At 60.2% G+C, this 26,149-nt stretch carries 30 protein-coding genes; 17 read left to right on the forward strand and 13 right to left on the reverse strand.

Annotation, left to right across the window (positions count from 1 at the left end; all coding sequences use genetic code 11):
• Positions 1–104 precede the first annotated feature (104 nt).
• Positions 105–1,031, forward strand: a complete 927-nt coding sequence (locus ACVWYU_RS17575) for a LysR substrate-binding domain-containing protein (protein ID WP_090317473.1) — start codon at positions 105–107, stop codon at positions 1,029–1,031.
• A 57-nt stretch (positions 1,032–1,088) separates the two neighbouring features.
• Positions 1,089–1,454, forward strand: coding sequence for a 5-carboxymethyl-2-hydroxymuconate Delta-isomerase (locus ACVWYU_RS17580; RefSeq protein WP_457373268.1), 366 nt, complete (start codon positions 1,089–1,091; stop codon positions 1,452–1,454).
• A 3-nt stretch (positions 1,455–1,457) separates the two neighbouring features.
• On the opposite strand, the gene ACVWYU_RS17585 is transcribed toward ACVWYU_RS17580, so the two are convergent.
• From ACVWYU_RS17585 to ACVWYU_RS17595, 3 genes are all read right to left on the reverse strand, one after another.
• Positions 1,458–2,393, reverse strand: coding sequence for a LysR family transcriptional regulator (locus ACVWYU_RS17585; protein ID WP_457373269.1), 936 nt, complete (start codon positions 2,391–2,393; stop codon positions 1,458–1,460).
• Between the two features lie 97 nt (positions 2,394–2,490).
• The gene (locus tag ACVWYU_RS17590) at positions 2,491–3,408 is read right to left on the reverse strand and encodes a DMT family transporter (RefSeq protein WP_457373270.1); all 918 of its coding nucleotides are present in this window, start codon (positions 3,406–3,408) and stop codon (positions 2,491–2,493) included.
• A 13-nt stretch (positions 3,409–3,421) separates the two neighbouring features.
• Entirely contained in the window at positions 3,422–3,823 is a 402-nt protein-coding gene (locus tag ACVWYU_RS17595) for a hypothetical protein (protein WP_457373271.1), read from the reverse strand.
• Between the two features lie 117 nt (positions 3,824–3,940).
• Here ACVWYU_RS17595 and ACVWYU_RS17600 point away from each other — a divergent pair, with 117 nt between their 5' ends.
• The 5 genes from ACVWYU_RS17600 (at position 3,941) to ACVWYU_RS17620 (ending at position 8,922) form a co-directional block, all read left to right on the forward strand.
• Positions 3,941–5,590 (forward strand): phosphoethanolamine transferase, encoded by a 1,650-nt coding sequence (locus ACVWYU_RS17600; RefSeq protein ID WP_390959349.1) that lies wholly within the window; start codon positions 3,941–3,943, stop codon positions 5,588–5,590.
• 69 nt (positions 5,591–5,659) lie between these two features.
• Complete coding sequence (locus ACVWYU_RS17605; RefSeq protein WP_247254733.1) at positions 5,660–6,322, forward strand: class I SAM-dependent methyltransferase; 663 nt, start codon at positions 5,660–5,662, stop codon at positions 6,320–6,322.
• 123 nt (positions 6,323–6,445) lie between these two features.
• Positions 6,446–7,579 (forward strand): ribonuclease D, encoded by a 1,134-nt coding sequence (gene rnd / locus ACVWYU_RS17610; protein WP_247254732.1) that lies wholly within the window; start codon positions 6,446–6,448, stop codon positions 7,577–7,579.
• Positions 7,576–7,869 carry a YcgL domain-containing protein gene (locus ACVWYU_RS17615; RefSeq protein WP_090317492.1) on the forward strand — a complete coding sequence of 98 codons (294 nt, stop codon included), beginning with the start codon at positions 7,576–7,578 and terminating at the stop codon, positions 7,867–7,869. Before rnd ends, ACVWYU_RS17615 begins: the two co-directional genes overlap by 4 nt.
• A gap of 120 nt (positions 7,870–7,989) precedes the next feature.
• Entirely contained in the window at positions 7,990–8,922 is a 933-nt protein-coding gene (locus ACVWYU_RS17620; protein ID WP_090317495.1) for a D-2-hydroxyacid dehydrogenase, read from the forward strand.
• 70 nt (positions 8,923–8,992) lie between these two features.
• Here the strand turns inward: ACVWYU_RS17620 and ACVWYU_RS17625 are convergent, their stop codons facing one another.
• Positions 8,993–9,586, reverse strand: coding sequence for a nitroreductase family protein (locus tag ACVWYU_RS17625; protein ID WP_090317499.1), 594 nt, complete (start codon positions 9,584–9,586; stop codon positions 8,993–8,995).
• Between the two features lie 165 nt (positions 9,587–9,751).
• Between ACVWYU_RS17625 and ACVWYU_RS17630 the strand changes: the two genes are divergently transcribed.
• On the forward strand, positions 9,752–10,201 hold the full coding sequence (locus ACVWYU_RS17630; protein WP_248915745.1) for a YcgN family cysteine cluster protein: 450 nt from the start codon (positions 9,752–9,754) through the stop codon (positions 10,199–10,201).
• Between the two features lie 125 nt (positions 10,202–10,326).
• Complete coding sequence (locus ACVWYU_RS17635; RefSeq protein WP_457373272.1) at positions 10,327–11,559, forward strand: hypothetical protein; 1,233 nt, start codon at positions 10,327–10,329, stop codon at positions 11,557–11,559.
• A 130-nt stretch (positions 11,560–11,689) separates the two neighbouring features.
• Here ACVWYU_RS17635 and ACVWYU_RS17640 read toward each other — a convergent pair whose 3' ends face one another.
• From ACVWYU_RS17640 to ACVWYU_RS17660, 5 genes are all read right to left on the reverse strand, one after another.
• Positions 11,690–12,067 carry a YgaP family membrane protein gene (locus tag ACVWYU_RS17640; RefSeq protein ID WP_090317507.1) on the reverse strand — a complete coding sequence of 126 codons (378 nt, stop codon included), beginning with the start codon at positions 12,065–12,067 and terminating at the stop codon, positions 11,690–11,692.
• Positions 12,068–12,150: 83 nt separating this feature from the next.
• Positions 12,151–12,621, reverse strand: coding sequence for an RNA methyltransferase (locus tag ACVWYU_RS17645; RefSeq protein ID WP_007911337.1), 471 nt, complete (start codon positions 12,619–12,621; stop codon positions 12,151–12,153).
• 73 nt (positions 12,622–12,694) lie between these two features.
• Positions 12,695–13,600 (reverse strand): hypothetical protein, encoded by a 906-nt coding sequence (locus tag ACVWYU_RS17650; protein ID WP_457373273.1) that lies wholly within the window; start codon positions 13,598–13,600, stop codon positions 12,695–12,697.
• 226 nt (positions 13,601–13,826) lie between these two features.
• The gene (locus tag ACVWYU_RS17655; protein ID WP_007898702.1) at positions 13,827–14,198 is read right to left on the reverse strand and encodes a YajD family HNH nuclease; all 372 of its coding nucleotides are present in this window, start codon (positions 14,196–14,198) and stop codon (positions 13,827–13,829) included.
• Positions 14,199–14,246: 48 nt separating this feature from the next.
• Complete coding sequence (locus tag ACVWYU_RS17660) at positions 14,247–14,933, reverse strand: spermidine synthase (protein ID WP_090317513.1); 687 nt, start codon at positions 14,931–14,933, stop codon at positions 14,247–14,249.
• A gap of 94 nt (positions 14,934–15,027) precedes the next feature.
• On the opposite strand from ACVWYU_RS17660, the gene ACVWYU_RS17665 reads away from it, so the two are divergent.
• Entirely contained in the window at positions 15,028–15,318 is a 291-nt protein-coding gene (locus ACVWYU_RS17665) for a hypothetical protein (protein WP_090317516.1), read from the forward strand.
• Here the strand turns inward: ACVWYU_RS17665 and ACVWYU_RS17670 are convergent.
• Positions 15,315–15,788, reverse strand: a complete 474-nt coding sequence (locus tag ACVWYU_RS17670) for a cyclic nucleotide-binding domain-containing protein (RefSeq protein WP_247254729.1) — start codon at positions 15,786–15,788, stop codon at positions 15,315–15,317. The genes ACVWYU_RS17665 and ACVWYU_RS17670 overlap by 4 nt on opposite strands.
• Before the next feature lie 137 nt (positions 15,789–15,925).
• Positions 15,926–17,980 carry a S9 family peptidase gene (locus ACVWYU_RS17675; RefSeq protein WP_457373274.1) on the reverse strand — a complete coding sequence of 685 codons (2,055 nt, stop codon included), beginning with the start codon at positions 17,978–17,980 and terminating at the stop codon, positions 15,926–15,928.
• A 226-nt stretch (positions 17,981–18,206) separates the two neighbouring features.
• On the opposite strand from ACVWYU_RS17675, the gene ACVWYU_RS17680 reads away from it, so the two are divergent.
• The 3 genes from ACVWYU_RS17680 to ACVWYU_RS17690 are packed head-to-tail and all read left to right on the forward strand — an operon-like array spanning position 18,207 to position 20,068.
• Entirely contained in the window at positions 18,207–18,704 is a 498-nt protein-coding gene (locus ACVWYU_RS17680; protein WP_090317524.1) for an MFS transporter, read from the forward strand.
• A 32-nt stretch (positions 18,705–18,736) separates the two neighbouring features.
• A complete protein-coding gene (locus ACVWYU_RS17685; RefSeq protein WP_090317527.1) occupies positions 18,737–19,513 on the forward strand; it encodes a class II glutamine amidotransferase in 777 nt (258 codons plus the stop codon).
• 12 nt (positions 19,514–19,525) lie between these two features.
• Positions 19,526–20,068: a DUF2937 family protein gene (locus ACVWYU_RS17690; RefSeq protein ID WP_090317530.1), complete on the forward strand. Its 543-nt coding sequence runs from the start codon at positions 19,526–19,528 to the stop codon at positions 20,066–20,068.
• A gap of 47 nt (positions 20,069–20,115) precedes the next feature.
• Here the strand turns inward: ACVWYU_RS17690 and ACVWYU_RS17695 are convergent, their stop codons facing one another.
• Positions 20,116–21,030: a LysR family transcriptional regulator gene (locus tag ACVWYU_RS17695; protein WP_090317533.1), complete on the reverse strand. Its 915-nt coding sequence runs from the start codon at positions 21,028–21,030 to the stop codon at positions 20,116–20,118.
• Positions 21,031–21,190: 160 nt separating this feature from the next.
• On the opposite strand from ACVWYU_RS17695, the gene ACVWYU_RS17700 reads away from it, so the two are divergent.
• The 4 genes from ACVWYU_RS17700 (at position 21,191) to ACVWYU_RS17715 (ending at position 24,921) form a co-directional block, all read left to right on the forward strand.
• Positions 21,191–22,477, forward strand: a complete 1,287-nt coding sequence (locus tag ACVWYU_RS17700; RefSeq protein ID WP_090317536.1) for an MFS transporter — start codon at positions 21,191–21,193, stop codon at positions 22,475–22,477.
• A gap of 73 nt (positions 22,478–22,550) precedes the next feature.
• A complete protein-coding gene (locus ACVWYU_RS17705; protein ID WP_457373275.1) occupies positions 22,551–23,303 on the forward strand; it encodes a 5-oxoprolinase subunit PxpA in 753 nt (250 codons plus the stop codon).
• Complete coding sequence (locus ACVWYU_RS17710) at positions 23,300–24,004, forward strand: 5-oxoprolinase subunit B family protein (RefSeq protein WP_457373276.1); 705 nt, start codon at positions 23,300–23,302, stop codon at positions 24,002–24,004. Before ACVWYU_RS17705 ends, ACVWYU_RS17710 begins: the two co-directional genes overlap by 4 nt.
• Complete coding sequence (locus tag ACVWYU_RS17715) at positions 24,001–24,921, forward strand: 5-oxoprolinase subunit C family protein (protein WP_457373277.1); 921 nt, start codon at positions 24,001–24,003, stop codon at positions 24,919–24,921. Before ACVWYU_RS17710 ends, ACVWYU_RS17715 begins: the two co-directional genes overlap by 4 nt.
• A gap of 43 nt (positions 24,922–24,964) precedes the next feature.
• Here ACVWYU_RS17715 and ACVWYU_RS17720 read toward each other — a convergent pair whose 3' ends face one another.
• A complete protein-coding gene (locus ACVWYU_RS17720; protein ID WP_247254723.1) occupies positions 24,965–26,143 on the reverse strand; it encodes a vWA domain-containing protein in 1,179 nt (392 codons plus the stop codon).
• Positions 26,144–26,149 lie beyond the last annotated feature (6 nt).

Consider the following 26,149-nt stretch of genomic DNA (forward strand, 5'->3'; position numbering starts at 1 on the left):
TTTGCAATTAACGCAAAGTAGCCAGGTGATTCTCATCAGTCGCATAGACGCCGCTTACGCCACCTCCCTAAACTGTCAACAGTGAATGGGCGCAGGGTCAATGGATGAATCGCAACGAACTACGCAAGGCCGACATCAACCTGATGGTGGTGTTCGAGGCGCTGATGATCGAGCGCAATGTCACCAAGGTGGCGAAGAAGTTGTTTCTCGGCCAGCCAACCATCAGTTCGGCGCTCAATCGCTTGCGTACGATGTTCAACGATCCGTTGTTCATTCGCGTCGGGCATCGCATGGAGCCGACGGCGCGAGCCGGAGAAATCTTTCGGCACTTGTCGCCGGCGCTTGATTCATTGTCGGTGGCGTTGAGCCTGACCCACGATTTTGACCCCGGCAGCAGCACCATGACCTTTCGAATCGGCATGTCGGACGACGTCGAGTTCGGTCTGTTGCCGCCGCTGCTGCGTGCATTGCGCCAGGAAGCGCCGAATGTGGTGTTCGTGGTGCAGAATGTCGATTACTGGCGGATTCCCGACTTGCTGGCGTCCGGCGATGTCACGGTCGGCATCACCCAGACGCGTGACCTGCCGGCCAATGCCAAACGCAAGCTGCTGCGACACATCCAGCCTTGCGTGCTACGTGCCGATGCCTCCGATACGCCGCTGACCCTCGATGAATATTGTTCTCGTCCGCATGTGCTGGTGTCCCACATCGCCAACGTCAGCGGTTTCGCCGATGAGTGGCTGGCGCAGATTGGTCGTACGCGCCAAGTGGTGCTTTCGGTGCCGCAGTACAGTTCGTTGCCGGCGTTGCTTGCCGGGACCGATCTGATTGCCAGCCTGCCGGATTACGCGGCCGAGGCCATGGCCGCGACCGGGCAGTTGTTCAAGGAACCCTTTCCGTTCAAGACGCCGACCCTTGACCTGTCCATGGTCTGGCTCAGTCATGCCGACAGCGACCCTGCTGAGCGCTGGTTGCGTTCCCGTCTGGAGTCGTTCATGGGGCAGCGCAATCTGCAATCGCTACCTCATTGAGCGGGACAGCTCTGTGTTATATGTATGATTTTTGCGCCAACTTACAGGAGTAACGCCATGCCTCACCTGCACCTGGAATACACCGCCAACCTCCCCGAGCTGAACGCCGATGTGGCATTGATACGGCTCAACAACACGCTGGTGGGTTCCGGTCAGTTTGCTGCCGAGTTCGACATCAAGAGTCGCGCGGTGAAGGTCGAGACATTCAAGGTCGGTACCGCAATGGCCGAGCGGGCGTTCGTGCATGTGAAGCTGGCGGTGCTGAGCGGGCGTTCGCCTCAGATCAAGCAGCAGTTGTCCGAAAGCCTGCTGACGGTGGTGAAAGATCTATGTGAATGGCCGGCGGGCGTTGAAGTCCAGTTATGTGTGGAAATCCTCGACATTGACCGCGATTCCTACGCGAAAACCGCCATCGGCGCCTGAGTTTCAGGCCCCTTGCGGATCGGTGCAGGCCATGAGCACTTGTTCGCGCAACCAGGTGTTGGCGCTGTCCTGATCGACCTTTTGACTCCAGTGCATGTCGAGCGTGAAGCCCGGCAGGCCCTCCGGCGCTTCACGGTGATTGAAGGCTGCTTCATCGGCCAGCAATCGCTGGATGCGCCGGGGCAACGTCAGGACGAAGTCGGTGCCGGTGATCATTTTCAGCGCCGCGCTGTAACTATTGGCCCGCGCCACAATGTGCCGTTGGCGCGCCTGCTGTGACAGCCAGCCGTCGACCATGTTGGTGGTCGAAGTCCATGGTGTCGGGAACACATGCCGGCGTTCGACGAAGGCTTGCAGGCTCAGGCGCGCCTCTGCCGGTGTAGCGCATTTATCGAAGACGCAGACCAGATCGTCCTCCAGCAGCGTTCGCGTAATGAAGTCGCCGTGGCTGCGATGAAAGTTCGGGCCGAAACCCATCACCAGATCAAGGCTGCCGTCGCGCAGTGCCTCGGCCGGGATGTCGGTTTCGAGCTTGTGCATGTTGATCATCACCGCGAGGTCAGCGAAAGCGAAGTTCTTCAGCAGATTCGGCAGGATCAACTGTTCGAAGTATTCCGGCGCGCAAATGTTGAAGGTCGCCGGATGCAAGGCTGGATTGAACGCGGGTGCCCCGGCGTGACACAGATTGATGCTTTCGAGGATCTTCAGCACGTGGGGGTACATGGTGCTGGCCTTGAATGTGGGGCGCATGCCGCTGCGGGTATTGATGAACAGCTCGTCGGTGAACCCGTTGCGCAGTTTCTTCAGGCAATAACTCACGGTGGACTGGCTGACGCACAATGCCTCGGAAACCCCGGTGACGCTGTTTTGCTCGTACACGGCAACGAACACCATGAGGTCCTGCATGTCGAGCTTTCTTAGCACGTTGCTGTTGAGCATTCCTTGCCTCTTGCGGCTCGTCTGGCGCTGCTTGTGCGTAAACCTGTGCGAGCGATCCTAGCGCAATGAACGTGCAAGGAGAATGTCCCGAAAATTTTCAACGTCCAACGCTCACAGGTGTTGCGCGTCGGCTGGACCTTAACAGCGCAAGCATGCCGGCCCCGACCATGACGGCGCCCAGTGCTTCCAGGGGCAACGGCGACTGACGCCCCCAGAGCCAGTGAAACAGGGTGATGAGCAGTGTGCTCAGGTAAATGTAGGAAATGACGGAGGACGGCGCGATCACACCAATGGCCCGATGCAACAACCAGAATGTCGCCAGGGTGGCAAACAGTGCCAGGTACACGAGCCAGTAGACATCCGTCACTGTCAGCAATGATGTCGAACGCCAGCCGCCGCTGAACCCACAGAACGTCAGCAGGAACGCTGCGCCGAACAGCATGTTCCAGAAGGTCATGGCCACAGGGCCACGTCCCTTTAGGCTACCGGTTTTGAGTCGCTGGCTGAGGGGCGAGTAGAGCGCCATTGCCAGGCAACCGACGCCGTATACCGACAGCGCGTACACCGACGGCAGCTCATCGGGGCCCGTGCCTTTCATCACCAGGAGCGCGGCTCCGGCAGCGGCGATCAGCATCGGCCACAGTCGTTGTTTCAGGTGGCTGTCGGGCATGAGCAGCGCCTCGAAACCCAGGGTCAGCAGCGGCACCAGGGTAAACATCGTTCCGGTGTTGACGGCCGAGGTATAACGCAGCGCCTCGAACAGCGAACCGAAATACACCGCGAGCAGCAAGCCGAGTACGCCGTGACCAAGCAGCCCGCGGACGGTCATGGCGCTATCGCCCTTGAACAGCAGCAAGGGGAAAAATACCAGCGCACAAAACAGCAGGCGTAAACCGGTGAGCAGGATCGGGTCTATGGCCTGGCTGACCTGCGCCGCAGCGGAAAACGATGCAGCGATCAATAATGCCCAAAGCAGCATGCCAGCGTGAGCGGTGGCGAATCCGGTGCGATTCATGGGGAGCTCCAAGTCATTGAAAGTGTCGACCGTCATGCAAAGGATTGAAGCGCCGGACCATCAGCGGCGAGAGCCCGGCGGTCAAATACCCGGTGTCTTGCATGAGTGCAGTCGGGACGCCGGCACGCTGATGGGGAAGGAAGGGAGGTTGAGCGAAGGTTTTCCATAAGCCGGCCCTGATAAGCAACACGCCGATTAGGCGCGAGCGATCTGCAGGCCGCAAATCAGAAAGTCCGGAGACATATCTAAAATTTAAATAATGCTGATCGGCCTTCGATGCCGACAGTTCATCGGCGCAACCGGCGAGGATGACAGGCGGTGGTGTTTGACCCGGGTCTGAACACAGCTGAATAAATGCTGAACGGTTCTCAAATAAGTCAAAGGTTTCTGTCGGATACCTGAAGCCAGCCGTCAATTAGCTTCATTTCACAAAAAATTGATGGACGACAGTCTAAAGTTTACGCCGTCGCGGTAAATGGAAGATTTTCACATTTGCCGAGGCCTTTCTTTTCAGGAACAGCCGACCCCCCCCATGTTGAAGATTAAAGCCGTGCGCCCTGAGTGGGTGACATTGATTGCCAGTGCCTTTTTATTAGTAGCCTTCAATTTTGTTTTGTGGCAACACCTGTTCGACATCACCGCGGCTGATGGCAAGGGCATGGTCATACGCGTTGCCTTCGGGGCGATGATCCTCGCAGCCTTCAACATTGTCCTGAGCCTGGTGGCTTTCCGACCCGTCCTGAAACCGATTCTGACCCTGCTGTTCATGGTCAGTGCAGGCGTGGCTTATTTCATGAGTCAATATGGCGTCTTGATCGATGCCGGCATGTTTCGTAATTTCGCCGAGACGAATGCCACGGAAGTGCGTGATTTACTGTCGCTGAAATTGCTGGTTTACATCCTGCTGCTGGGTGTTTTGCCCTCGTTCCTTTTGTGGAAAACCCCTGTCAGCTACCGCCCCTGGCACCGTGAGCTTCTCAGTAAGGTGTTGGTGGGTGTGGCGTCGGCAGCGGTTATCGGCGGCGTTGCGCTGGTCAACTATCAAGGCCTGTCATCGTTGTTTCGCAACCACCATGAGTTGCGCCTGATGGTGGTGCCGAGCAACTACGTGGGTGCTTCGTTCGGTTACTTGCGTGAGCAGGTTGCGTCTGTCCAGCAACCCTTTGTCAAAATCGCTGAAGATGCCCAGCGAAATCCGGCCTGGCAAGCCCATGACCGTAAGTCCCTGACTGTGCTGGTGGTGGGCGAAAGTGCCCGGGCGGAAAACTTCGGCATTCTTGGTTATAACCGCGACACGACCCCCAAGCTCAACAAAGAGGCGGGTCTGATTGCATTTACCGATGTGCATTCCTGTGGCACTGAAACCGCTGTGTCGGTGCCTTGCATGTTTTCCAACATGGGGCGCGATAATTACGACGCCAGCAAGGCCAAGAACCAGGAAGGCCTGCTGGACGTGCTCAAGCGGGCGGGTCTGGATGTGATCTGGCGCGACAATCAGTCCGGCTGCAAAGGCACTTGCGATCGGGTCACGCTCGACGATGTCAGTGACCTGAAAGACCCGGTACTGTGCGCCAACAGCGAATGTCGAGATGAAATCCTCTTGCAAGGCCTGCAGCACTTCATCGACACCTTGAGCAAAGACACGGTGTTGGTCTTGCACCAGATGGGGAGTCACGGTCCGGAATACTTCAAGCGTTACCCGAAAGAATTCGAACGCTTCACGCCTGTCTGTGAAAGCAATGCGCTGAACAACTGCAGTCGCGAAAGCATCGTCAATGGCTACGACAACACGCTGGTGTATACCGACCATGTGTTGTCGACCTTGATCGATCTGTTGCGCAGCAACCAGCAGAAAGTGGATACCGCCATGCTTTATCTGTCGGACCACGGCGAATCCCTGGGCGAATACAACTTGTTCCTCCATGGCACGCCTTACATGTTGGCGCCGGAACAACAGAAGCATGTCGCGATGCTGGCCTGGTTCTCCGATAGCTACCAGAAGTCGTTTTCGGTAGACGCCCATTGCCTGCAACAGGGTCGTGATAAACCCCTGAGCCAGGACAACCTGTTCCATTCAATGTTGGGTCTGCTGCAGGTCAACAGCAAGACTTATGACCCGGATCTGGATATGTTTGCCGGATGCCGTGGCGCGGTGAAAGACGGAGTGTTGGCCAAAGAGTAGCGGGACCTTTTTTTCATGCAGCGGCCGCTCAACGGCGGCCGGTAAAACCACGATCAAGAGCCAATGCACATGTCCGCTCAGCCCCCATCCGCCATCGAACTCGAGTTCGCCCGGCGCTACGACCAGGAACACGCCCGTGCCTGTCTGCAGCCGCGGGCGCAGGGCCTGGCCGGGCGTCTGGGGTTCTGGCGTGAAGAGCGACTGGTTCGCAATGCGCTCAAGGTCGCTGGCGAGCCTGGCCTGATCCTTGACGTGGCGTGCGGTGTCGGGCGCTTCTGGTCAGTGCTGGCCGAGCACGCGAATCGGGTGATCCTCGCCGCCGATCCGTCCCAGGACATTCTCGATCATGCCCGCACCCACCATCCGCAGAGCCTGCTGAAGCGGATAAGGACGTTTCAAAGCTCGGCGTTCAGCATTGGCTTGCCGGAGAATGCGGTCGACTGCATTTGTTGCATGCTTCTGTTTCAGCATATTGCCTGCTCCGAGCATCGTCTGGCGCTGCTGCGCGAGTTTCACCGGGTCGGGCGCGATACCGTGATTGTCGCCGTGCGGGTCAGCGGCCGCTTCAAGGGTCGCCGTACAGACGGGGAGGGGCTTACAGCCCGTCCGCTGGTCAGCAAGGCCGAAGTGGAAGCCGAGTTCAAGCAAGCGGGTTTTTGCATACTCAGTCATCAGGACTTCCTGCCAGGCTTCGCGCCGATGCGGGTTTATGTACTGCGCAAGGCCGGCTAGCCCACCTTTGTCGGACTATTCTTTCTATCCGGCAGGTATTTTCGCTAATGCTCTTGTTCAGTGGATGCGCGGAAATCGCCGGGGGCGATATATACTGCGCGCCATTCTTCAAGGGAGAGCCGTGTGGCCATCGATATTCACTGGATTCGCGACAACGATAGCCTCGGTCGGTTTTGCACCGAGTGGCAGCAGTTGCCATACGTTGCCCTCGACACCGAATTCATGCGGGTCGACACCTTCTATCCCATCGCGGGCCTGCTGCAGGTGGGCGATGGCGTACGCGCTTACCTGATAGATCCGCTGACCATCGATAACTGGCAGCCCCTGGCCGCACTGCTGGAGAACCCGGCGGTGCTCAAGGTCGTCCATGCCTGCAGTGAAGACCTCGAAGTCCTGCTGCGGCTGACCGGCAGCCTGCCGACGCCATTGTTCGATACCCAGCTGGCTGCCGCTTACCTGAACCTGGGTTTCTCCATGGGTTATTCGCGTTTGGTGCAGGAAGTGCTCGGCATCGACCTGCCCAAGGGCGAGACCCGTTCTGACTGGTTGCAACGTCCGCTTTCCGATACCCAGATCAGCTATGCCGCCGAAGACGCCGTGCACCTGGCCGAAGTGTTCGTGAAGCTTCGTCCGAAACTTTCCGACGACAAATACGCCTGGGTCCTGGAAGACGGTGCCGAACTGGTGGCCAACCTGCGCCGCGAGATTGATCCGTATGAGGTCTATCGCGACGCCAAACTGGCCTGGAAGCTGTCCCGCGCGCAACTGGCCGTGTTGCGTGAGCTCTGCGCCTGGCGCGAGAAAGAAGCCCGTGCCCGTGACCTGCCGCGCAACCGCATTATCCGCGAGCATTCGCTATGGCCACTGGCGCGTACCCAGCCGGACAACCTCGGTGCGCTGGCAAAGATCGAAGACATGCACCCGCGTACCGTGCGTCAGGACGGCGAATTTCTGCTTGATCTGATCAAGCGCTCTGGCAGTGTGTCGCCAGATCAATGGCCGCCCGCCGTACCCGAGCCGCTGCCAGTGGATGCCGCCGCGTTGCTCAAACAGATGAAAGCCATCGGCCAGGCCGAGGCCGAGCGCCTCGACATCGCGCCGGAGCTGATGCTGCGCAAGAAAACCCTGGAAGCGCTGCTCAAGAGCGGCTTCCCCAATGGTCCCTACCAATTGCCTGATTCGCTGCGTGGCTGGCGCCGCGAATTGATGGGCCAGGCGCTGCTTGACAGCCTGGCCACCGCCGGAGAACAGCCTTGAAACGTATTTGCTCCATCTACCGCAGCTCGAAAAGAAACGAAATGTACCTGTATGTGCTCAAGAGCGATGCTCTGGAGCGTGTGCCCGAGCCGTTGATGATTGCCTTTGGCAAAGCCATCCACGCCTTCGACCTGGTGCTGACCCCGGAGCGCAAACTGTCCCGCGAGGACATCACCGTGGTGCTGGAAAACCTCGAAAAGCAAGGCTATCACCTGCAAATGCCGCCAGCCGAAGACGAGTACATCGAGCACTTGCCCGAAGAGTTGCTGCGCCGCAACGACCCAATTTAATCGGCAGACAGGCTCTGTTCAGAGCCTTTTGAAACACTGGAATGATTTTGGCGATGGCCGCGTCGACGCAGCGAAAACCTGTCGGCGGTCGTCGGCAGCGTTTTTTTGAAAGGTTGAAGCATGCGCGTTCTGATTGCTGAACACGACCACCCTGTGTACGCCCGACTGCTGCGCGAAGCGGCACCCGACCTGGAAGTGATGACCAGCGGCGATTCCGCCGAACTGGCCCGCCAGGCTGCCGACTGTCCAGTCTGGCTCGGACAACCCGATCTGCTGGCGACGCTGCTGCGTCAAGGTCATCAGCCGCAATGGCTGCAATCGACCTGGGCGGGTATCACGCCGTTGTTGGCCGACGGCTTGCCTCGGCATTATCGCCTGACGCGTGCGGTGGGGATTTTCGGCCAAGTCATGGCTGAGTATGTGCTCACCTACATGCTCGGTCACGAGCGGGAGGTGCTGGCGCGATTGGTCAGTCAGGTCGAGCGTAAGTGGGACAGTCGCCATGGCCAAAGCCTGGCGGGACGCAAGGTGTTGATCGTCGGCACCGGTGATATCGGCCAGACGGTGGCGCAGTTCCTGCTGCCGTTTGGTGTCGAGCTGTACGGCATCGCCAGCTCAGCCCGCGAGCAGGCACCGTTTATCGAGGTCGGTTCGCTCGACGATTTGCCGCGTCTGGTTGGTGAAGTCGATTACGTGATCAACCTGCTGCCCAATACACCCAGTACCCACGATATTTACAACGCCGCGTTGTTCAAACAGTTCAAGCCGACCGGTTTGTTCATCAACGTCGGGCGCGGTGTGGCGGTGGTCGATGCGGACCTGGTGGAAGCGTTGAAAGAAGGGCATCTGGTGGGCGCCGTGATCGATGTCTGCCGTCAGGAGCCATTGCCACAGCGCCACCCATTCTGGACGGCCTGGGGCCTGTTGCTGACCGGCCACAGCTCGGCACCGACCTCGCCATCATTGATGGTGAAGCTGTTTGTCGAGAACTTGCGGGCTTATCAGGCCGGAGAGGCGTTGCGCGGGGAAGTGGATTTCAATCGCGGGTATTGAACCCACCGCATACTTGAATATTGGGCAAAACCTGTGAGAGCGAGCTTGCTCCCACAGGGGGTTGCTGTTCTTAGAGGGTGAAATCACCTTCAGCCGCCAGCTCGCTCAAAGGACGGCGCGGACTCGGCTCTTCGCGGGCTTGCAGGTAGTCCGCCAGTGTCGCCTTGTCCCCCAGCTTGCCAATCGCCACGGCCGCGTGCAGCGCGTAGCCTTCCGGAATGTTCAGCTCCTTGCGGGTCAGCGCCTGATCGAAACCGGCCATGCCGTGGGTATGCCAGCCGCTGATACTCGCTTGCAGCGCCAGGTGGCCCCAGGCCGAACCCGTGTCGAAGGTGTGCCACAGGGCGGGGGTTTCTTCGGTGGCGCCTGGCGCGGTGAAGGTGGTCTTCGATACCACGATCACCAGGGCCGAGGCGTGTTGCGCCCAACTGCGGTTGAACTCGTTGAGCAGGCCCAGGTAACGCTCCCAGTTCGGCGTATCGCGACGTGCGTAGAGAAAGCGCCAGGGTTGCGAGTTGTACGCCGACGGTGCCCAGCGCGCGGCTTCGAAAAAGCTCAGCAGCGTTTCTTCGGGAATGGCTTCGCCGGTGAAGGCGCGCGGCGACCAGCGATCGGTGAATTGAGGGTGGATGGCATAGTCGGCAACGCGTGGGTTGGCACTCATCAACAGATTCCTTGCTAAGTTTTAAAGTGTAAGGCGACGCAGAACCCTACTCGGCGGCGCAAAGACTGACAAGCGCGTTCTACCGACAGTCGCCAACGCTTGGCCGACGAGCCTCGCGGCACTAGACTGGCGGCCTTTTCATCACCTGATGTAGATGCTTGAGCCATGGCCGCCAAAGTCGAACCGTTCTGGATACGCAAAACCCTCGATCAACTGGATCAAGAGGAATGGGAATCGCTGTGCGACGGCTGTGGCCTGTGCTGCCTGCAAAAGCTTGAAGATGAAGACGACAACAGCGTCTATTACACGCGCATTGCCTGCAAACTGCTGGACCTGAAAACCTGCCAGTGCACCAACTATCCCAACCGTCGTGACTTCGTGCCGGACTGCATCCAGCTCACCCCGGGCAAGGCCGACGAATTCAAATGGCTGCCGCCGACTTGCGGTTATCGCCTGGTCAGCGAGGGCAAGGATTTGCCGCTGTGGCATCACCTGGTTTGCGGGGACCGTGACGCGGTGCACCATGAACGCATTTCCCAGTCCGGACGCATGCTCGCCGAAGGCACCGTGGCCGAGGATGATTGGGAAGATCATCTGATTTTCCGCGCGGGTTGATGGTGGCGAGGGAGCTTGCTCGCGCTTGGGTGCAAGTGCTCACAAAATTGACGGTGATTACAAAAAAGATGGGGCTGTTTCGCAGCCCGGCGCGAGCAAGCTCGCTCGCCACACTAGGAGGGTGTATGGCTGTGGGATGGCGGCGGGCGTTGGTCATAGGGTTGCTGACCCTGAGTTCGCCCGCGTGGGCGGCGGGGAAGAAAGTCGATCTGGATTATCACGTGCGCCTGTTGCCGCAAAGTGATCAGGCCGAGGTACGGCTGACGCTGGCCCAGGGCTCGGCGGTACGCAGCCTGGACTTCGACCTCGGCGACGGCAGCCACTACAGCGATTTCAAGGCCGACGGCCAATGGCAGCTCACCCCTGGCAAACAAGCCCGTGGTGTCTGGCGTCCGGCCGCCGACAAGGCCAGCCTGACCTACCGCGTACGCATCAGCCATGGGCGCAAGAGTGGCAGCTTCGACACGCGCATGACCCCCACCTGGGCATTGATGCGCGGCGACGATCTGGTGCCTGCCGCCAAACTCGATCAGCAGGATGGCATCGAGCTGATTTCGCGCCTTGAATTCGAATTGCCCAGCGGCTGGAAAAGCGTTGAAACCGCCTGGCCGCGGATCGGCAAGAACAAGTTCCGCATCGACAACGTGTCGCGACTGTTTGACCGGCCGACCGGCTGGATGCTTGCCGGGCACCTTGGCAGTCGTCGCACCCGACTGGGTGAAACCGAAGTCACCGTGGCCTCACCCCGGGGCCAGGGCATGCGCCGCATGGATGTGCTGACGCTGCTGACCTTTGTCTGGCCGCAAGTGCAAGCCGTGTTCCCTCGTCATCCTGCCAAACTGCTGATTGTCGGCGCCAACGATCCGATGTGGCGCGGCAGCCTGGCGGCGCACGAGTCGATCTACCTGAACAGCCGCCTGCCACTGGTCAGCGAAAGCGGCACCAGTGCCTTGGTGCGTGAGTTGGCCCAGGTTTTCGGACGGATCAACGATACGCAGCGCAGTGACTGGATCAGCGAAGGGTTTGCCGAGTATTACGCCATCGAGCTGATACGCCGTGCCGGTGGCATGAGTGACGAGCGGTATCAGAGCCTGCAGGAGCGGTTGAGCAATAACAGTCAGAACGTCAGCACTTTGCGTGGTGAACAGCTCAGCCCGGCGCAGGTTTCAAAGGCGGTGGTGCTGCTACAGGAACTGGATCGCGAAATCCGCCTGAAGACACGCAACAAGCGTTCGCTGGATGATGTGTTGCGCGGGGCGATGCGCTTGGATAGCGTTGACACCAAGGCGTTCGTGCAGCTCAGCGAGAGCGTGCTGGGCGAGTCTTCCAAAGTACTGGATACCGCGCTGATCCAGTAAATCCGCCATCGCTGGCAAGCCAGCTCCTGCATCGGATTCTTGTCAGTCACACCCCTTGTGAGCGAAACCGATCAACTGTTGGAGCTGGCTTGCCAGCGAAGCGGCCATAAGCCTCACCGCCTGTCTCGGATCAAACCCCGGTTTTCGGCGACTTCAAGGAGTCATTCCCGGTCACGGTCGCCGTTTTGGTCGCCGCTTCGGCATTCGCCTTCAGCCGGCTCAAGTCCTCGCCAGCCCGCTGGATTTTTGCCCGTACGTTATCCATGTCCTGACGGCTTTTTTCCAGCAGGCTTTTCGCCGAGCTATGGCCGGTGATGCCGCGAGCCAGGGCAACACCGCCGATCGCCACTTGAATCAAACCGAAGATGCCGCCACGACGCAGGCCCTTGCCCACCATCACCACACCACCGGCCAGGGAACCGATGCGCTCCCAGCCCTGCACATTCTGCTCGGTGTTGGTCTGGAACGGGGTGGATTCGATACGCTCAACGCGTTTGAGTTCGCTCATGATCTGTCTCCAGGCAGGATCGGGAATGGATAGTTAAGCTGACTGCCGGGGCGGGTAGCTCGTTCCATCGGATGTACGACGATTCAGCGGAATTTGGGCCCTGAACGGGTGTTGAGCCCCTTGGCCATGCGGTCGTAGAGCACAACGTTGACCGTGGCGGCCAGGTTCATGCAACCGGTGGTCGGGATATAGACCACGTCTTCGCACCAGTCGCGAATCTCTTTATCCAGCGAGCCGTCTTCCGGACCGAAGATGTACAGCGCACGGTCCGGGTGCGTGTATTCGGGCAGCGGACGAGCGCCTTCCACCAATTCCACGGCGACGGGAACACAATTGAGGGGCAGGATTTTTTTCAGGTCGTCGATGCCGATCAGCGGGATGTCGTAGTGAACGCGCTTGGTATCGGTGACGAAGTCGGCGGCGCGCTCATAGCGCTTGCCGGTGTAGAACACCGACGCCACGCCATAACAGCCAGCGGCGCGCATCACCGAACCGACGTTCTCCGGTGATTTAGGGTTATACAAACCAATGCAGCTGTACCGTTTGTCTGCCACGAGCGAAGCGCCTTTCAGGAAAAAAGCGCGATTATACGGGGTTTGGCGGCAGGCCGCTGATTCGGCGACAGGCTCACTGCGTTGCCGGCATGAGCGCCTTGATCCTGTCCATCATGGCATTCCCGGCATTGTTGATCTGTTCGTACTGCGGGTTTTTGCTGGCTCCCGGGTCGGTATCGACGCCTGCCAGGATTTCCGCAAGATTATGGAAGTGACCGGCTTGTTTCCCCGTATCTGCGGAGTCCTTGTTGCCATTGGCGTACTGATTCAATGCGTTGGCCAACGTTAGGTGTTGGGACAGCCACTGCGGCGTGTTCTTCTCTTCGGGGCTCATCTTATCGAGGAAGTTCAGCGCTGCCTTGGCCCGACCGACCGGGTCATTGGCGAAGGGGTCTTTCCAGTATTTCTTTTGATCGTCCGGGCCGCTGAAGTAGCCCGACGCCAGTCGAGCCTGTTGCTGCATCAACGCTTTCGCTGCGTCCTGCTCGTCCTTCGAAAACTGTCCGCCCTGGTTCCTCGCGACGGCGTTGAGCGAGCGTCGATCCAGATCGCCCATCAGCGCATTGCGGTCTTCGGCGCTGCCGGTGTAGGGCTTGTCGCCGGTCTTCATCTGAGCGTATTTCTGATCCATCCGTTTGCGAGCATCGGTGGCCACTTCGTCAAAGGTTTTACCGGTTGAGCTGGAAACCGCGCCCGGCTGGGTGACACCCAGTACGAGGGCATCCGCATTCATGCCTGGGCGCACCGGAAAAAACGGCGCGTTGCCGGCAATCGAACCGCTGTAGTCGGCGGCTGTTTTAGAGAGGCTGAGCGAATCGTCGTTTTTGCTTTTACCGGCCGCCTGCTCGCTGTCACGGGCGATGGATCCGGCCTTCGCCTCGGTCGTGTTGTTGTAGGCCAGGATGGCAGTGCTATTGAAGGTTGAGGTGACGTTCATAAAACGGGTCTGTCCATGTATGACGCGGTTCAGAGGCGACATGAGCAGCGCTCAATGTATTGAGGCTGATACATCGCAAGAACAGTGCCATCAGCGGATGATGGCCATGGAGAGGGCGGTTTGTAACGGTTTGGACACGTTACAGCCTGAGAGAAGGGCGGGATGTTTTTGCCGGTAGCGGCAGATTGTCGCCGGCAGTTGGCAGGTTTTGCCGGGTTGTTGACACGATCCCGGCCGGAGCGAGCGATCTCGCTCCGGCCGGTGATTTTCAATCTTCTTTTTTCATCAGGCCCGCCAGAGCGGCAAACGGGTTATGCGTGGCCTTGGCGATTTTCGGCGTGCTCAGCGAGCCTTCGTCGAAATACTGTTGGTCGGTATAGCGCGAGTGTTCGTTGTCGTGGCAATACAGGCACAACAATTCCCAGTTCGAACCGTCCTGAGGGTTGTTGTCGTGGTTATGGTCGCGGTGGTGCACGGTCAGTTCGCTCAAGCGCTTGCCGGAGAATTCACGGGCGCAGCGGCCGCAGACGTGCGGGTACATCTTCAGGGCCTTGTCGCGGTAACCCATTTCCTTATCGCGCTGGTTGTCGGCGAGGATGCGATCCAGCTTCGAGGTATTGGTCGGTGTGGACGAACTCATGGGTTCACCTTTGTAAAAGACTAATGACGGTTATGCAGCCAGTTTAGCTCAGCCCTTGAGCTTTTCGGCAATCCAGATGGTGTGCCGGGTGCCCTTGTTGCCATGGGCGAAGACTTGCACTTCCTCGGCCTTGAACCCGGCTTTTTTCAGTTTGTCGGAAAACTGCCGATCCGCGCTGGCCGACCAGACCGCCAGCACGCCTTTGGGCCGCAGAGCCTTGGCGCAGGCACTCAGGCCGCCGGCGGAGTACAGCCAGCTGTTGGCTTTCTGGGTCAGGCCTTCGGGACCATTATCGACATCGAGCATGATCGCATCGAAACCCTGGGGTTCGGCTTGCAGCACTTTGGCCACGTCTTCCATGCGGATGACCGTGCGCGGGTCGAGCAGCGGGTTACCGGACTTTTCGCCCAACGGCCCGCGATTCCACTCGACCACGCCGGGCACCAGTTCCGCGACCACCACTTCAGCGGTCTTGCCCAGATGCTTGAGCGCCGAGGCCAGGGTAAAACCCATGCCCAGGCCACCGATCAGCACCCGTGAATTCGGGCGTCCGGCGACCTTGCGGCAGGGAATTTCGGCCAGCGCATCCTCGGAGCCGTGCATGCGCGTGTTCATGAGTTGCCCGCCGTCACCCCCCTGGATCTTGATGACGAAATCCTCGCCGTACTCGAACAGGCACAGGGCTCCGCCATTTTCAGGGATTGGCGCGGTGTCGAGCAGAACGAAACGTTTCATGGGGCTCTCTTGAGAAGAATTGGCAAGACGGGGAGGGCAAACGGGCGCAGTTGGGAGTAGCCTGCACAGGACAACAAGGCCAACGGAGCCATTGATGAAGCGCACCATTCTAACGGTCATTGCCCTGGCCGCGCTCTCGATTACTGCAGTGCAGGCCCAACAGCAGCAAACCACTCCCGTCACGCCCGCGCCGCAGCCCGGCTCGCCGGGGACCGCGACGCCCACGCCCTATCCGCAAATCAGCCCCGCGCCCGTGCCGAAAGTCGGCCCTGGCAGCAGTGGTCCGCCTTTGGTGCCGATCGAGATGCCCAGCCCGCCGACCAAGGATCAGCCGGTGCCGGGGATTGAGCCCAACCCGCCGAAAGCCAAATCGCCCGGAGGTTAGACCTGCTGTAGAAGCAGTTGCCCGTCGGCCATGCGCAAGCGTTTGGAGAGCGAGACGGCGAGGGCGCGGATGATCTTGGCGGCGATTTTCGGCGCGTCGTTGAGCATCTTTTCCAGAGAGTCCTTGCCCAGGTTGAGCAACTGGCAGTTGCTCGCGGCCACGCAGCTGGCCGAGCGACGTTCGCCATCGAGCACGGCCATTTCGCCGAAGGAGCGGCCGCTGCGCAGGGTGGCGATGGTCAACAGTTGCCCGTCGCTGGTGGTTTTCTGTACCGCCACTTGTCCGGTATGGATGATGCACATGAAGCTGCCGGCGTCGCCTTCATGGAAAATTTCTTCGCCCTGGGCAATGGTGCTGATGCTGAAGTAGCCCGAGGCCGCGGCGAAGTCCGCTGGCAGCAGTTGGTTGAACAGGCCGCAATCCATCAGCCAGTCGCGGATTTCGTTGTTGAGCAAGGTCGGTTCTGACATGTCGTGCGGTCTTTTTTGTTGTGTCCAGGTTCGGATTTCCCCAATCTCCTGTGGCAGCGAGCAAGCTCCCACAGGGATCTATCGTTGTATCGGGCACGATGTGCTGGTCTTAAGACCGGTTCGTCGGGCCAGGTTCCTCAGGCAATCCCCAGAACCTTGAACAAAAATGCGTATTCGAGCGCTGCGTCACGCAATCCCTGATATCGACCACTCATCCCGCCATGCCCGGCGCCCAGTTCGGTCTTGAGCAGCAGGGGGTTGGTGTCGGTTTTGGTCGCGCGCAACCTGGCCACCCACTTGGCCGCTTCCCAGTACTGCACACGGCTGTCGTTGTAGCCGGCGATCACCAGGGTCGCCGGATAGGCTTGCGCAGAGACGTTTTCGTACGGGGCGTAGGCCTTGATCCGATCATAGACGTCCGGTTCCTCAGGATTGCCCCATTCATCGTATTCAGTGACGGTCAGTGGCAGGTCCGGGTCGAGCATGGTGTTGAGCACGTCGACGAACGGCACTTCGGCAATCGCCGCGCCGAACAATTCCGGTCGCTGGTTGAGCACCGCACCGATCAGCAGGCCACCGGCGCTGCCACCGCTGATCGCCAGTTGCGCAGCGCTGGTGAAGCCATTGGCGATCAAATGTTCGGCGCAGGCGATGAAGTCGCTGAACGTGTTGTGTTTGTGTTCCTGCTTGCCGGCGCGATACCAGGCTTCACCCAGTTCGCCACCGCCGCGCACGTGAGCGATGGCAAACGCCATGCCGCGATCGAGCAGGCTCAGGCGTGCGTGGGAGAACCACGGGTCGAGACTTTCGCCATAAGCGCCGTAACCGTACAAATACAGCGGCACCGGTTTGCCGAGCGCTTCGCGTTTGACCACCAGGCTGATCGGCACCTGCGTACCGTCCGGCGCGGTGGCCCACAGGCGTTGGCTGACATAGGCGTCGGCGTCGAACGGGCCGAGCACCGGGGTTTGCTTGAGGACTTTTTGATCGCCTGTGTTCAGTTCCAACTGGCGGATTTGCGCCGGACGGTTCAACGCTTCGTAGCGCAGCCGAATCCGCTCGCTGACGAACTCCAGGCTGTTTTGCACATGCAGGCTGTAGGCCGCGTCCGGCAATTGCACCCGGTAGCTCGGCAGGTCTTGCGGGTGAACTTCGATGATCGGCAAGCCGCCTTCACGCAGGCTGAGCGTCATGGCCCCGGCATTCAGGCTCATGCCGTCGATCATCACGGTGTCGCTATGGGGAATCAGTATCTGCCAATCGGCTTCGTTCGGCGCCACACTACGGTCAATCGCCGTATACAACGCGAAGTTGATGCCGTCGCGGTTGCTGCGGATGAACCAGGTCCATTGGCCGTTGCGCGCGCCGTGGTCGACATCGTACTCGTGATCCTCGACCCGTGGCGCGATGCAGCTGAAGGCTTGTTGCGGCTGGTTGGCGTCCAGTACCCAGACTTCGCTGGTGGTCTTGCTGCCCAGGGACAGCAGCAATTGCTGCTCGGAACTCGAGCGGTAGCAATGCATGAAGAACCGGCCGTCCGGCTCATGAAACACTTCTTCGGCCGCCGTGCCGTCGAGGCGATAGCGGTACAGCTTGTGCGGACGATGGGTGTCGTCCAGCTCGCCGAAAAACAGGGTCAGGCTGTCGTTGGCCCAGGTCATGCTGCCGTCGCAGTTCTGGAACTCCAGTTCGCTGACGCGTCCGTCGGATAATTCCTTCACGAACAGCGTGTAAATCTCATCGCCTGTCGAATCGATGCTGTAGGCCAGGCGCTGGTGGTCCGGGCTGATGCTGAACGCACCCAGGGAGAAAAAGCCGCCATTGGCCAACAGGTTCGGGTCAAGCAGCAGTTGTTCCCGGCTTTCATCGAGTTGCAGGCTGTCATCGGCCGGGCGCGGGCAGCGATAGTGGCGGGCGTACTCGTCACCCGCCGTGGTGCGCGTGTAATACAGGTAAGGTCCCCACGGGGAGGGCAGGGACAGGTCGGTCTCGAGAATCCGGCCCTTGATCTCTTCGAACAGGGTTTCACGCAGCCCGGCCTGATCGGCGGTTTGCGCCTCTTGATAGCTGTTTTCAGCCTTGAGGTAGTCGAGCACTGCATCGGTATCGCGCTCTTGCAGCCAGGCATACGGGTCGGAACCTTCGGCCTTGTGAGCAACCGGAGCGTCGTAAAGGGTGGCGGATAGCGGCATGGAGGGCTCTCGAACTGTATACGGAATGGGGTTTTGAACCTGTGGAGGCGAGTTTGCTCCGGGCGGCGTTCCGACGATAGCGTTCTGACAGTCAGTATGGATGCTGAATGTGCTGGCCTCATCGCGAGCAAGCTCGCACACAGGTACTGTCTCCCGAGCGGCTGCCATTGATGCAGCCTGACGGACGAAAAGCCGTTATCATAAGCGCCTCTTTGCCTGCCTTGCCATGGACACCATGACCGAGAACGACTATCTGATCGCTTGGGGCCTCTACGCCTTTGCCGCTTTGGGCTGCCTGTTGGTGTGGATGCGCATTACCCGCTGGATGTGGCGTTGGCTGCGTGAGCCGCTGCGGCTGCTGGTGGCGGTGCTGCTGTTTTCCCCGACCATCATCGACCCTGTAAAGGAAAAGGTCGCCCCGGCCATCGCCATTACGGCCCTTGATCTGTTGTTCAAGGTCGGCAACAACGCGTGGCGGGCGATCTCCGATCTGTTCATGTACGGCATGATCGCGTTCGGCATTTACCTGGTGTTCGTGGCGATCCGCTTCCCGATCGAGCGTGCCTCCAATGCACGCAAGGAAAAGGCCGAAGCCGCCAAAGCCGCGGCGCTTGCCGAGGAGCCGGAAGAAGAACGCGCCTTCGGCGGCGCCGGCGACGATCGCTATGGGCGTCCCCCTGTGCCGAGCAATCCCCAGCGGATGCGGGTCGAGCCCCGTCTGTAACGTCGCCCCTGGCCTGAAGCGAGAGTCCGAGCATGTGTGAGTTATTGGGCATGAGCGCCAATGTGCCTACCGATATCGTGTTCAGCTTTACCGGGCTGATGCAGCGTGGCGGCCGTACCGGTCCGCATCGCGACGGCTGGGGCATCGCCTTCTATGAAGGCCGGGGCTTGCGCTTGTTCCAGGACCCGGCGGCGAGTTGCGAATCGGAAGTCGCGAATCTGGTTCAGCGCTATCCGATCAAGAGCGAGGTGGTGATCGGGCACATCCGCCAGGCCAACGTCGGCAAGGTCTGCCTCTCCAATACCCATCCTTTCGTGCGCGAGCTGTGGGGCCGTAACTGGTGTTTTGCCCATAACGGCCAGCTGGCGGACTTTCAACCGGGCGCCAGTTTCTACCGTCCGGTGGGCGATACCGACAGCGAAGCGGCGTTCTGCGATTTGCTCAACCGTGTTCGGGCGGCGTTCCCCGAGCCGGTCGAGGTCGAGGAACTGCTGCCCGACCTGGTGGCCGCGTGTGCCGAATACCGCAGCAAAGGCGTGTTCAACTGCCTGCTCAGCGACGGCGATTGGCTGTTCTGCTATTGCTCGACCAAATTGGCGCAGATCACCCGTCGTGCCCCGTTCGGCCCGGCGCGCCTGAAGGACGTCGACGTCATCGTCGACTTCCAGGCCGAAACCACCCCCAACGACGTGGTGACGGTGATCGCCACCGAACCCTTGACCGAAAACGAAACCTGGACCCGCTACGAACCGGGCCAATGGAGCCTGTGGCGACGCGGCGAATGCGTCAGCCAGGGCAGGACCGAATAAGGATTCTTCCCCATGTTGCTCAGTTATCTACGGCTGGTGTTGTTCGCGGCGGGCCTGTTGATCGGTGTCCAGGTGCCGGGGTTCATCAATGATTACGCCAAGCGGGTGGAGGCCCATCTGATTGAAGCGCAGGCCAGCCTGAGCGGCTTTCAGGGCACGGCCAATCAGTTCTTCAAGGGCGATATGCAGGCCCTGGTGGCCCATTATCGTGCCAGCGAAGACCCGATTTTCCGCAGCGACGCCGACAGCCTGAGCAACCTGCTGACCCGTCAGCTGGCGCTGGACAAGCAGTTCCAGGCGATGCAGGGCCCCTGGTACATCCGGTTCCTGCAAGTGGTACTGGCCGCCGATCCGGATATTCGCAAGGAAACCTGGAATGGCTACGGCTACCAGATCCTGTTGACGCCGGAAGCGATGATCTGGGGCATGAGCGGCGCGATGTTGCTGTCGTTCGGCCTGGAATGCCTGTTCCGACTGATTGACTGGGTGGTGCTGGGCGGCAAGCGCCTGCGCCAGAGTCGGCCGATCGAGGAACGGGATTTGCGCGGGTTGTAAACACGGCCCTTGTGGCGGGGAAGCCAGCGACCTCGCCACAAGATTTGTTAGACCGCCAATACGATGTAGCTTTCTCCCACCCTGCGCGCATACCCCTCCAGCACCTGCTGACACAACGCCACAATCTCTTCGACCCACTCCACCCCGACCCGCCACGACACCACCACCTGCAGGTTCGGCGGGCGCTGGTCGATGGCCAGCAAGGTCAATTCCCCACGCGCCAGTTCCTCGGCCACCAGCACTGGCGGCAATGCACCAATCCCGAAACCATCGCGCAACAATCGGGTAATCGCCGATACCGAGTTAACGCAGTTGAGCCGTGGCGCCATGACGCCATTGGCCTGCATCAGCGCGAGCACTTCCTGGTGCGGATGAGAGTTTTTCGAGTAGGTGATGATCCGTTCATTCGCCAGATCGGCGACGCCTGAATACTCACGGTTATAGAGGGAATTACTGGCGACGATCCAGCCCATGGGATGGCTGGCCAGTTCCAGGCTGCGGACGCTTTCCTGGCGCAACAGGTCGGTTTGCAGGATCACATCGAGAAAGCCTGTTTGCAGCTGATCGCAGAGGTTCAGCGAGGTATCGGCCACCAGCTCGATCTCCACCAGGGGATAGTGATCGGTCATTTGGGCCACCAACGGGCTGAGCCAGGTGTGGATGACCGTGTCCATCACACCGATGCGCACGCGTCCGGCCTTGCTCGAACGGTTCTCGATCGACTGCCGCAGCGCCTGCATGGTGTCCATCATCTGCTCGGCATAATCGAGCACCTTCAAGCCTTCCGGCGTCAGGCTCACGCCACGGGAATCTCGCAGAAACAGCTTTACCCCAAGCTCGCCTTCGAGCACGGCGATGCGGCTGGAGATTGACGCCTGGGTGGTGAAGAGTTTGTCGGCGGTCAGGCGAAAGCTCTTGAGTCGGGCGACCCAGACGAAGGTCTCGAGAAACTTCAGGTTCATGGGATTGGCTCGGGGGGATAAAGATTTCTTATGTCTAGGGCGGGTTTTTATTAGTTGGACGCCACAGGGCAAGCAGCCCAAAAATCGACGCATCCGGTTCCCACGATAGGCGTCGTCGGGGCTCAGAACAATACCAATAAAATCAGCGCGGAGATTTGCCATGAGTGCGCCAGACACCCCCTTCATCGCGAAAGCCACGGCGCGTCCGGGACCTTTCGATTGGTATCGCAACATCAATCAGCAAGAACGTCGCACCTTCTGGAGCTGCAAGATCGGCTATGGCCTGGACGGCATGGACACCCAGATGCTCAGCTTCGTGGTGCCGACCCTGATTGCCATGTGGGGCATCACCACCGGGCAGGCCGGGCTGATTCACACCAGCACCTTGATCGCTTCGGCCATCGGTGGATGGGTGGCCGGCATTCTCTCCGACCGCATCGGCCGCGTGCGTACCTTGCAATTGACGGTGTTGTGGTTTGCCTTCTTTACCTTCCTCTGCGGTTTTGCCCAGAACTACGAACAGCTGTTGATTGCTCGTACCCTGATGGGCTTCGGTTTCGGTGGTGAGTGGACGGCTGGCGCGGTCCTGATGGGTGAGGTCATCCGCGCCCAGGATCGCGGCAAGGCCGTCGGCATGGTGCAATCCGGCTGGGCGCTGGGTTGGGGGCTGACGGCAATCCTCTATGCGCTGCTGTTCTCGGTGTTGCCTGCCGAAGATGCCTGGCGTGCGCTGTTCATTCTTGGCATCGTGCCGGCGATTTTCGTGATCTTCGTCCGTCGTCTGGTCAAGGACCCGGAAATCTACCGCGAAGCCAAAGCCAGGCAGGAGCCGAGCAATCCGTCGAAGTTCTACGAGATCTTCGCCCCCGGCATGCTCTTCACCACGATTCGCGCTTCGCTGCTGACCACCGGCGCGTTGGGTGGCTACTACGCGATCACGTCCTGGTTGCCGACCTTTCTAAAGAACGAACGCGGTTTGAGCGTACTCAATACGAGCGGTTATCTGGCGATGGTGATCGTCGGGTCCTACGTGGGGTACGTCATCAGTGCCTACTTGACCGACATCCTCGGCCGCAAAAAGAATTTCATCCTGTTCGCGGTCGGCTCCTTCACCATTGTGTTGCTCTACACCCAACTGCCGGTCAGCAACGGTGTGATGCTCTGGCTTGGCTTCCCGCTGGGTTTCTTCGCCTCAGGCATCTTCAGCGGTATGGGCGCTTTCCTGACCGAATTGTTCCCGACGCGGATTCGCGGTTCAGGCCAGGGCTTTTGCTACAACATCGGCCGGGCGCTGGCGGCATTGTTTCCGCTGCTGATCGGTTTGCTCAGCCAGAAAGTGCCGCTGAGTGTGGGAATCGGCGCCTTCGCGGCGGTTTCCTACGGCGTGGTGATCCTCGCGGCCCTGAGTTTGCCGGAAACCCGTGGCAAGCAACTCGACGCCCGGTAACTGATAATCTGCGGGCCTGCCTTACAGATATGTCCCGCAGCTAAAAAGAATAATGCCTACAGGAGTGTTCACCGTGAGCCGCCTGCTATTGAACTGCGACATCGGCGAGAGTTTCGGCAACTGGACCATGGGTCTGGACGCCGAGGTCATGCCCTTTATCGATTGCGCCAACATCGCCTGCGGCTTCCATGCCGGCGACCCGAGCATCATGCGCAAGACCGTCAGCCTGGCCCTCAGCCATGGCGTACGGATCGGCGCCCATCCCGCCTATCAGGACCTGGTGGGCTTCGGCCGCCGCTCCATGGCCTACGCTGCTCAGGAACTCCAGGACATCCTGCATTACCAGATCGGCGCCCTCGACGGCATTTGCCGGGCGCAGGGTGGTCGGGTCAGTTACGTCAAACCCCACGGCGCGATGTACAACGACATGATGGCCAACCCGGCGCAATTGCGTGCGGTGTTGCAGGCCGTGGCCGCTTATGACCGCAGCTTGCCGTTGATGTTGATGGCCACCCGCGACAACAGCGCTGCGCAGCGGATGGGCGATGAATACGGCGTGACCCTGTGGTTCGAAGCCTTTGCCGATCGCGCTTACGACAGCGCCGGCATGTTGGTATCACGGCAACTGCCGGGCGCCGTGCACCACGATCCGGAGAAAATCATCGAACAGGCGTTGATCATTGCCCGCGGCGACCACCTCACCGCCAGTGACGGCAGCGCCTTGCATTTGCAGGCCAATACTCTGTGCGTGCACGGCGACAACGCCAGTTCGGTGGCCGCCGTGCAGCGCATTCGCGAGGCCTTGAATCAGCAGAGCGCGTCATGAAACTGCGGGTGGAAGTGGTCGCGCTGGATTGCTTGATGGTGCGTCTGTTCGATGAAATCGCCGAAGCCAACATGCCGTGGATGCTCGCTGCCAGCGAAGGTCTGCGCCGCGCTTTCGGTGAACATCTGATCGATCTGGTACCGTCGTACACCACGTTGATGGTGCATTACGACCTTGCCGCGATGAGTCCGGCCCAGGCACGGGAGTTGATTGCCGAGGCCTTGATCGATCTGTCGCCCAACGCGCGAACCCACGGCGCCTGTCATGTCCTGCCCGTCTGGTACGACTTGAGCGTCGGCCCGGAGCTGAGCCTGTTGGCACAGCGCAGCGGGTTGACGGTGGCAGAGGTGATCCGTCGGCACAGCGAGCGTGAATATCAGGTGTTCGCTCTGGGTTTCGCGCCGGGTTTCGCCTTCATGGGACTGGTGGAGGAGGTGCTGGCCGCGCCACGTCTGAACACACCACGCAACAAGGTCGCCGCTGGCAGTGTTGGCATCGCTGAACGGCAAACGGCGGCCTATCCGGTGGTGTCGCCAGGGGGCTGGAACCTGATCGGTCGCACGCCGGCCAAGCTGTTCGACCGCCACCGCGACGGCTACAGCCTGATGCAGCCGGGCGACACCGTGCGTTTCGAAGCGGTGGGGCACGCCGAGTTCATCAACCTGGGCGGTGATGACACGCCACTGGAGGGCCAGGCATGAGCCGTCTGACGATTGAAGCCAGTACGCCGTTGTGCCTGTTGCAGGATGCCGGGCGCTTTGGCGTGCGGCACCTGGGCGTGACCCAGGGCGGCGGGCTGGATTGGCGTTCGCTGTCCTGGGCCAATTGGCTGCTGGGCAACAGGCTGGATGCACCGGTGATCGAAATCACCCTCGGCGGGTTCACAGTGGTGGCCGAGGATGATTGCGTGCTGGCGCTGGCGGGTGCCGATCTTGGCGCGCAGCTGGACGGTGAGGCGCTGGCGCCGTGGCGCAGCTTCAGGCTGCACAAAGGTCAACGGCTGCAATTCACCCAGCCGTTGCTCGGTGCCCGGGCCTATCTGGCCGCGCCGGGCGGGTTTGATGCGCCGAAGGTGTTGGGTAGCAGCGCGACGGTGGTGCGCGAAGCGCTCGGTGGCCTGGATGGCATGGGCCGGCCGTTGGGCAAGGGGCAGTCGCTGAGCTATTCGGGCAACTCGGTGATGCTGCTGCGGGAATTGTCGGCGGAGCAGCGTCCGGATCTGCAGCTGGAGGCGCCGCTCGACCTGGTGCTGGGGGCGCAAATCGGCGAGTTCAGTGGCCAGAGCCTGTTCGATGCGTTCAACAACCCATGGCACCTCGACAGTCGCGCCGACCGGATGGGCATTCGCCTGTTGGGCACGCCGCTGCAGTACCAGGGCAAGCCGATGATTTCCGAAGGCATCCCGCTGGGCGCCGTCCAGGTGCCACCGGACGGGCAGCCGATCGTGCTGCTCAATGATCGGCAGACCATTGGCGGCTATCCACGATTGGGGGCGTTGACGCCATTGGCACTGGCGCGGCTGGCGCAGTGTCTGCCGGGGGCGAAGGTGCGGTTGCGGCCGGTGGTGCAGGACGTGGCGCATCGCGAGCAGGTCGAGTATTTGAGCCGGTTCAGTTGACCCTTGCAGGAGCTGGCAAGCCAGCTCCTGCAGAACAACGGGATTACTTGGACAGAAACCGCATCCCTTCCTCCAACCCGCGAAGGGTCAGCGGATACATCTGGTCCTCGATCAAGTCCCGCACAATGTTGGTCGAGGAGGTGTAGCCCCAAGTGTCTTTCGGATACGGGTTGATCCAGATGAGCTTCTTGAACTTCTCCTTGAACCGCTGCATCCACACGTAGCCGGCTTCTTCGTTCCAGTGCTCGACGCTGCCGCCGGGCTGGGTGATTTCGTAGGGCGCCATGGCAGCGTCACCGATGAAGATCACTTTGTAGTCGGCGCCGTACTTGTGCAGCAGGTCCTGGGTCGAAGTGCGCTCGGAAGTGCGGCGCATGTTGTTCTTCCACACCGATTCATAAATGAAGTTGTGGAAGTAGTAGTACTCCAGATGCTTGAACTCGGTCTTGCAGGCCGAGAACAGCTCCTCGCAGACTTTCACATGGGCGTCCATCGAACCGCCGATGTCGAACAGCAGCAACAACTTCACTGTATTGCGCCGCTCTGGACGCATCTGGATGTTCAGCAGGCCGGCGTCCTTGGCGGTGTGATCGATGGTGCCATCGATGTCCAGTTCTTCCGCTGCACCCTGACGGGCGAACTTGCGCAGGCGGCGCAGGGCGACCTTGATATTGCGCGTGCCCAGTTCCACCGAATCGTCGAGGTTCTTGTATTCGCGTTGATCCCAGACCTTGACCGCCTTGCCCTGGCGCTTGCCGGCATCGCCGACCCGAATGCCTTCCGGGTTGAAACCGCCGGAGCCGAACGGGCTGGTGCCGCCGGTGCCGATCCACTTGTTACCGCCGGCATGGCGTTCCTTCTGTTCTTCCAGGCGCTTCTTGAACTCTTCGATCAGCTTGTCCAGACCGCCGAGGGACTGAATCGCCGCCCGCTCTTCATCGGTCAGGGAACGTTCGAATTCCTTGCGCAGCCAGTCTTCGGGGATCAGGGCCTGCAAATGGTCGTCGAGTTTTTCCAGGCCGTTGAAGTACGCCCCGAAGGCCCGGTCGAACTTGTCGAAATGCTTTTCGTCTTTCACCAGAATCGCCCGGGACAAGTAATAGAACTCGTCCATGTCGGCGAAGGTCACGCGCTGTTTCAGCGCGTTGATCAGGTCCAGCAGTTCGCGCACCGAGACCGGGACCTTGGCTGCGCGCATTTCATTGAACAGATTGAGCAGCATGGCATT

This window comes from Pseudomonas sp. TE12234, from assembly GCF_054061835.1.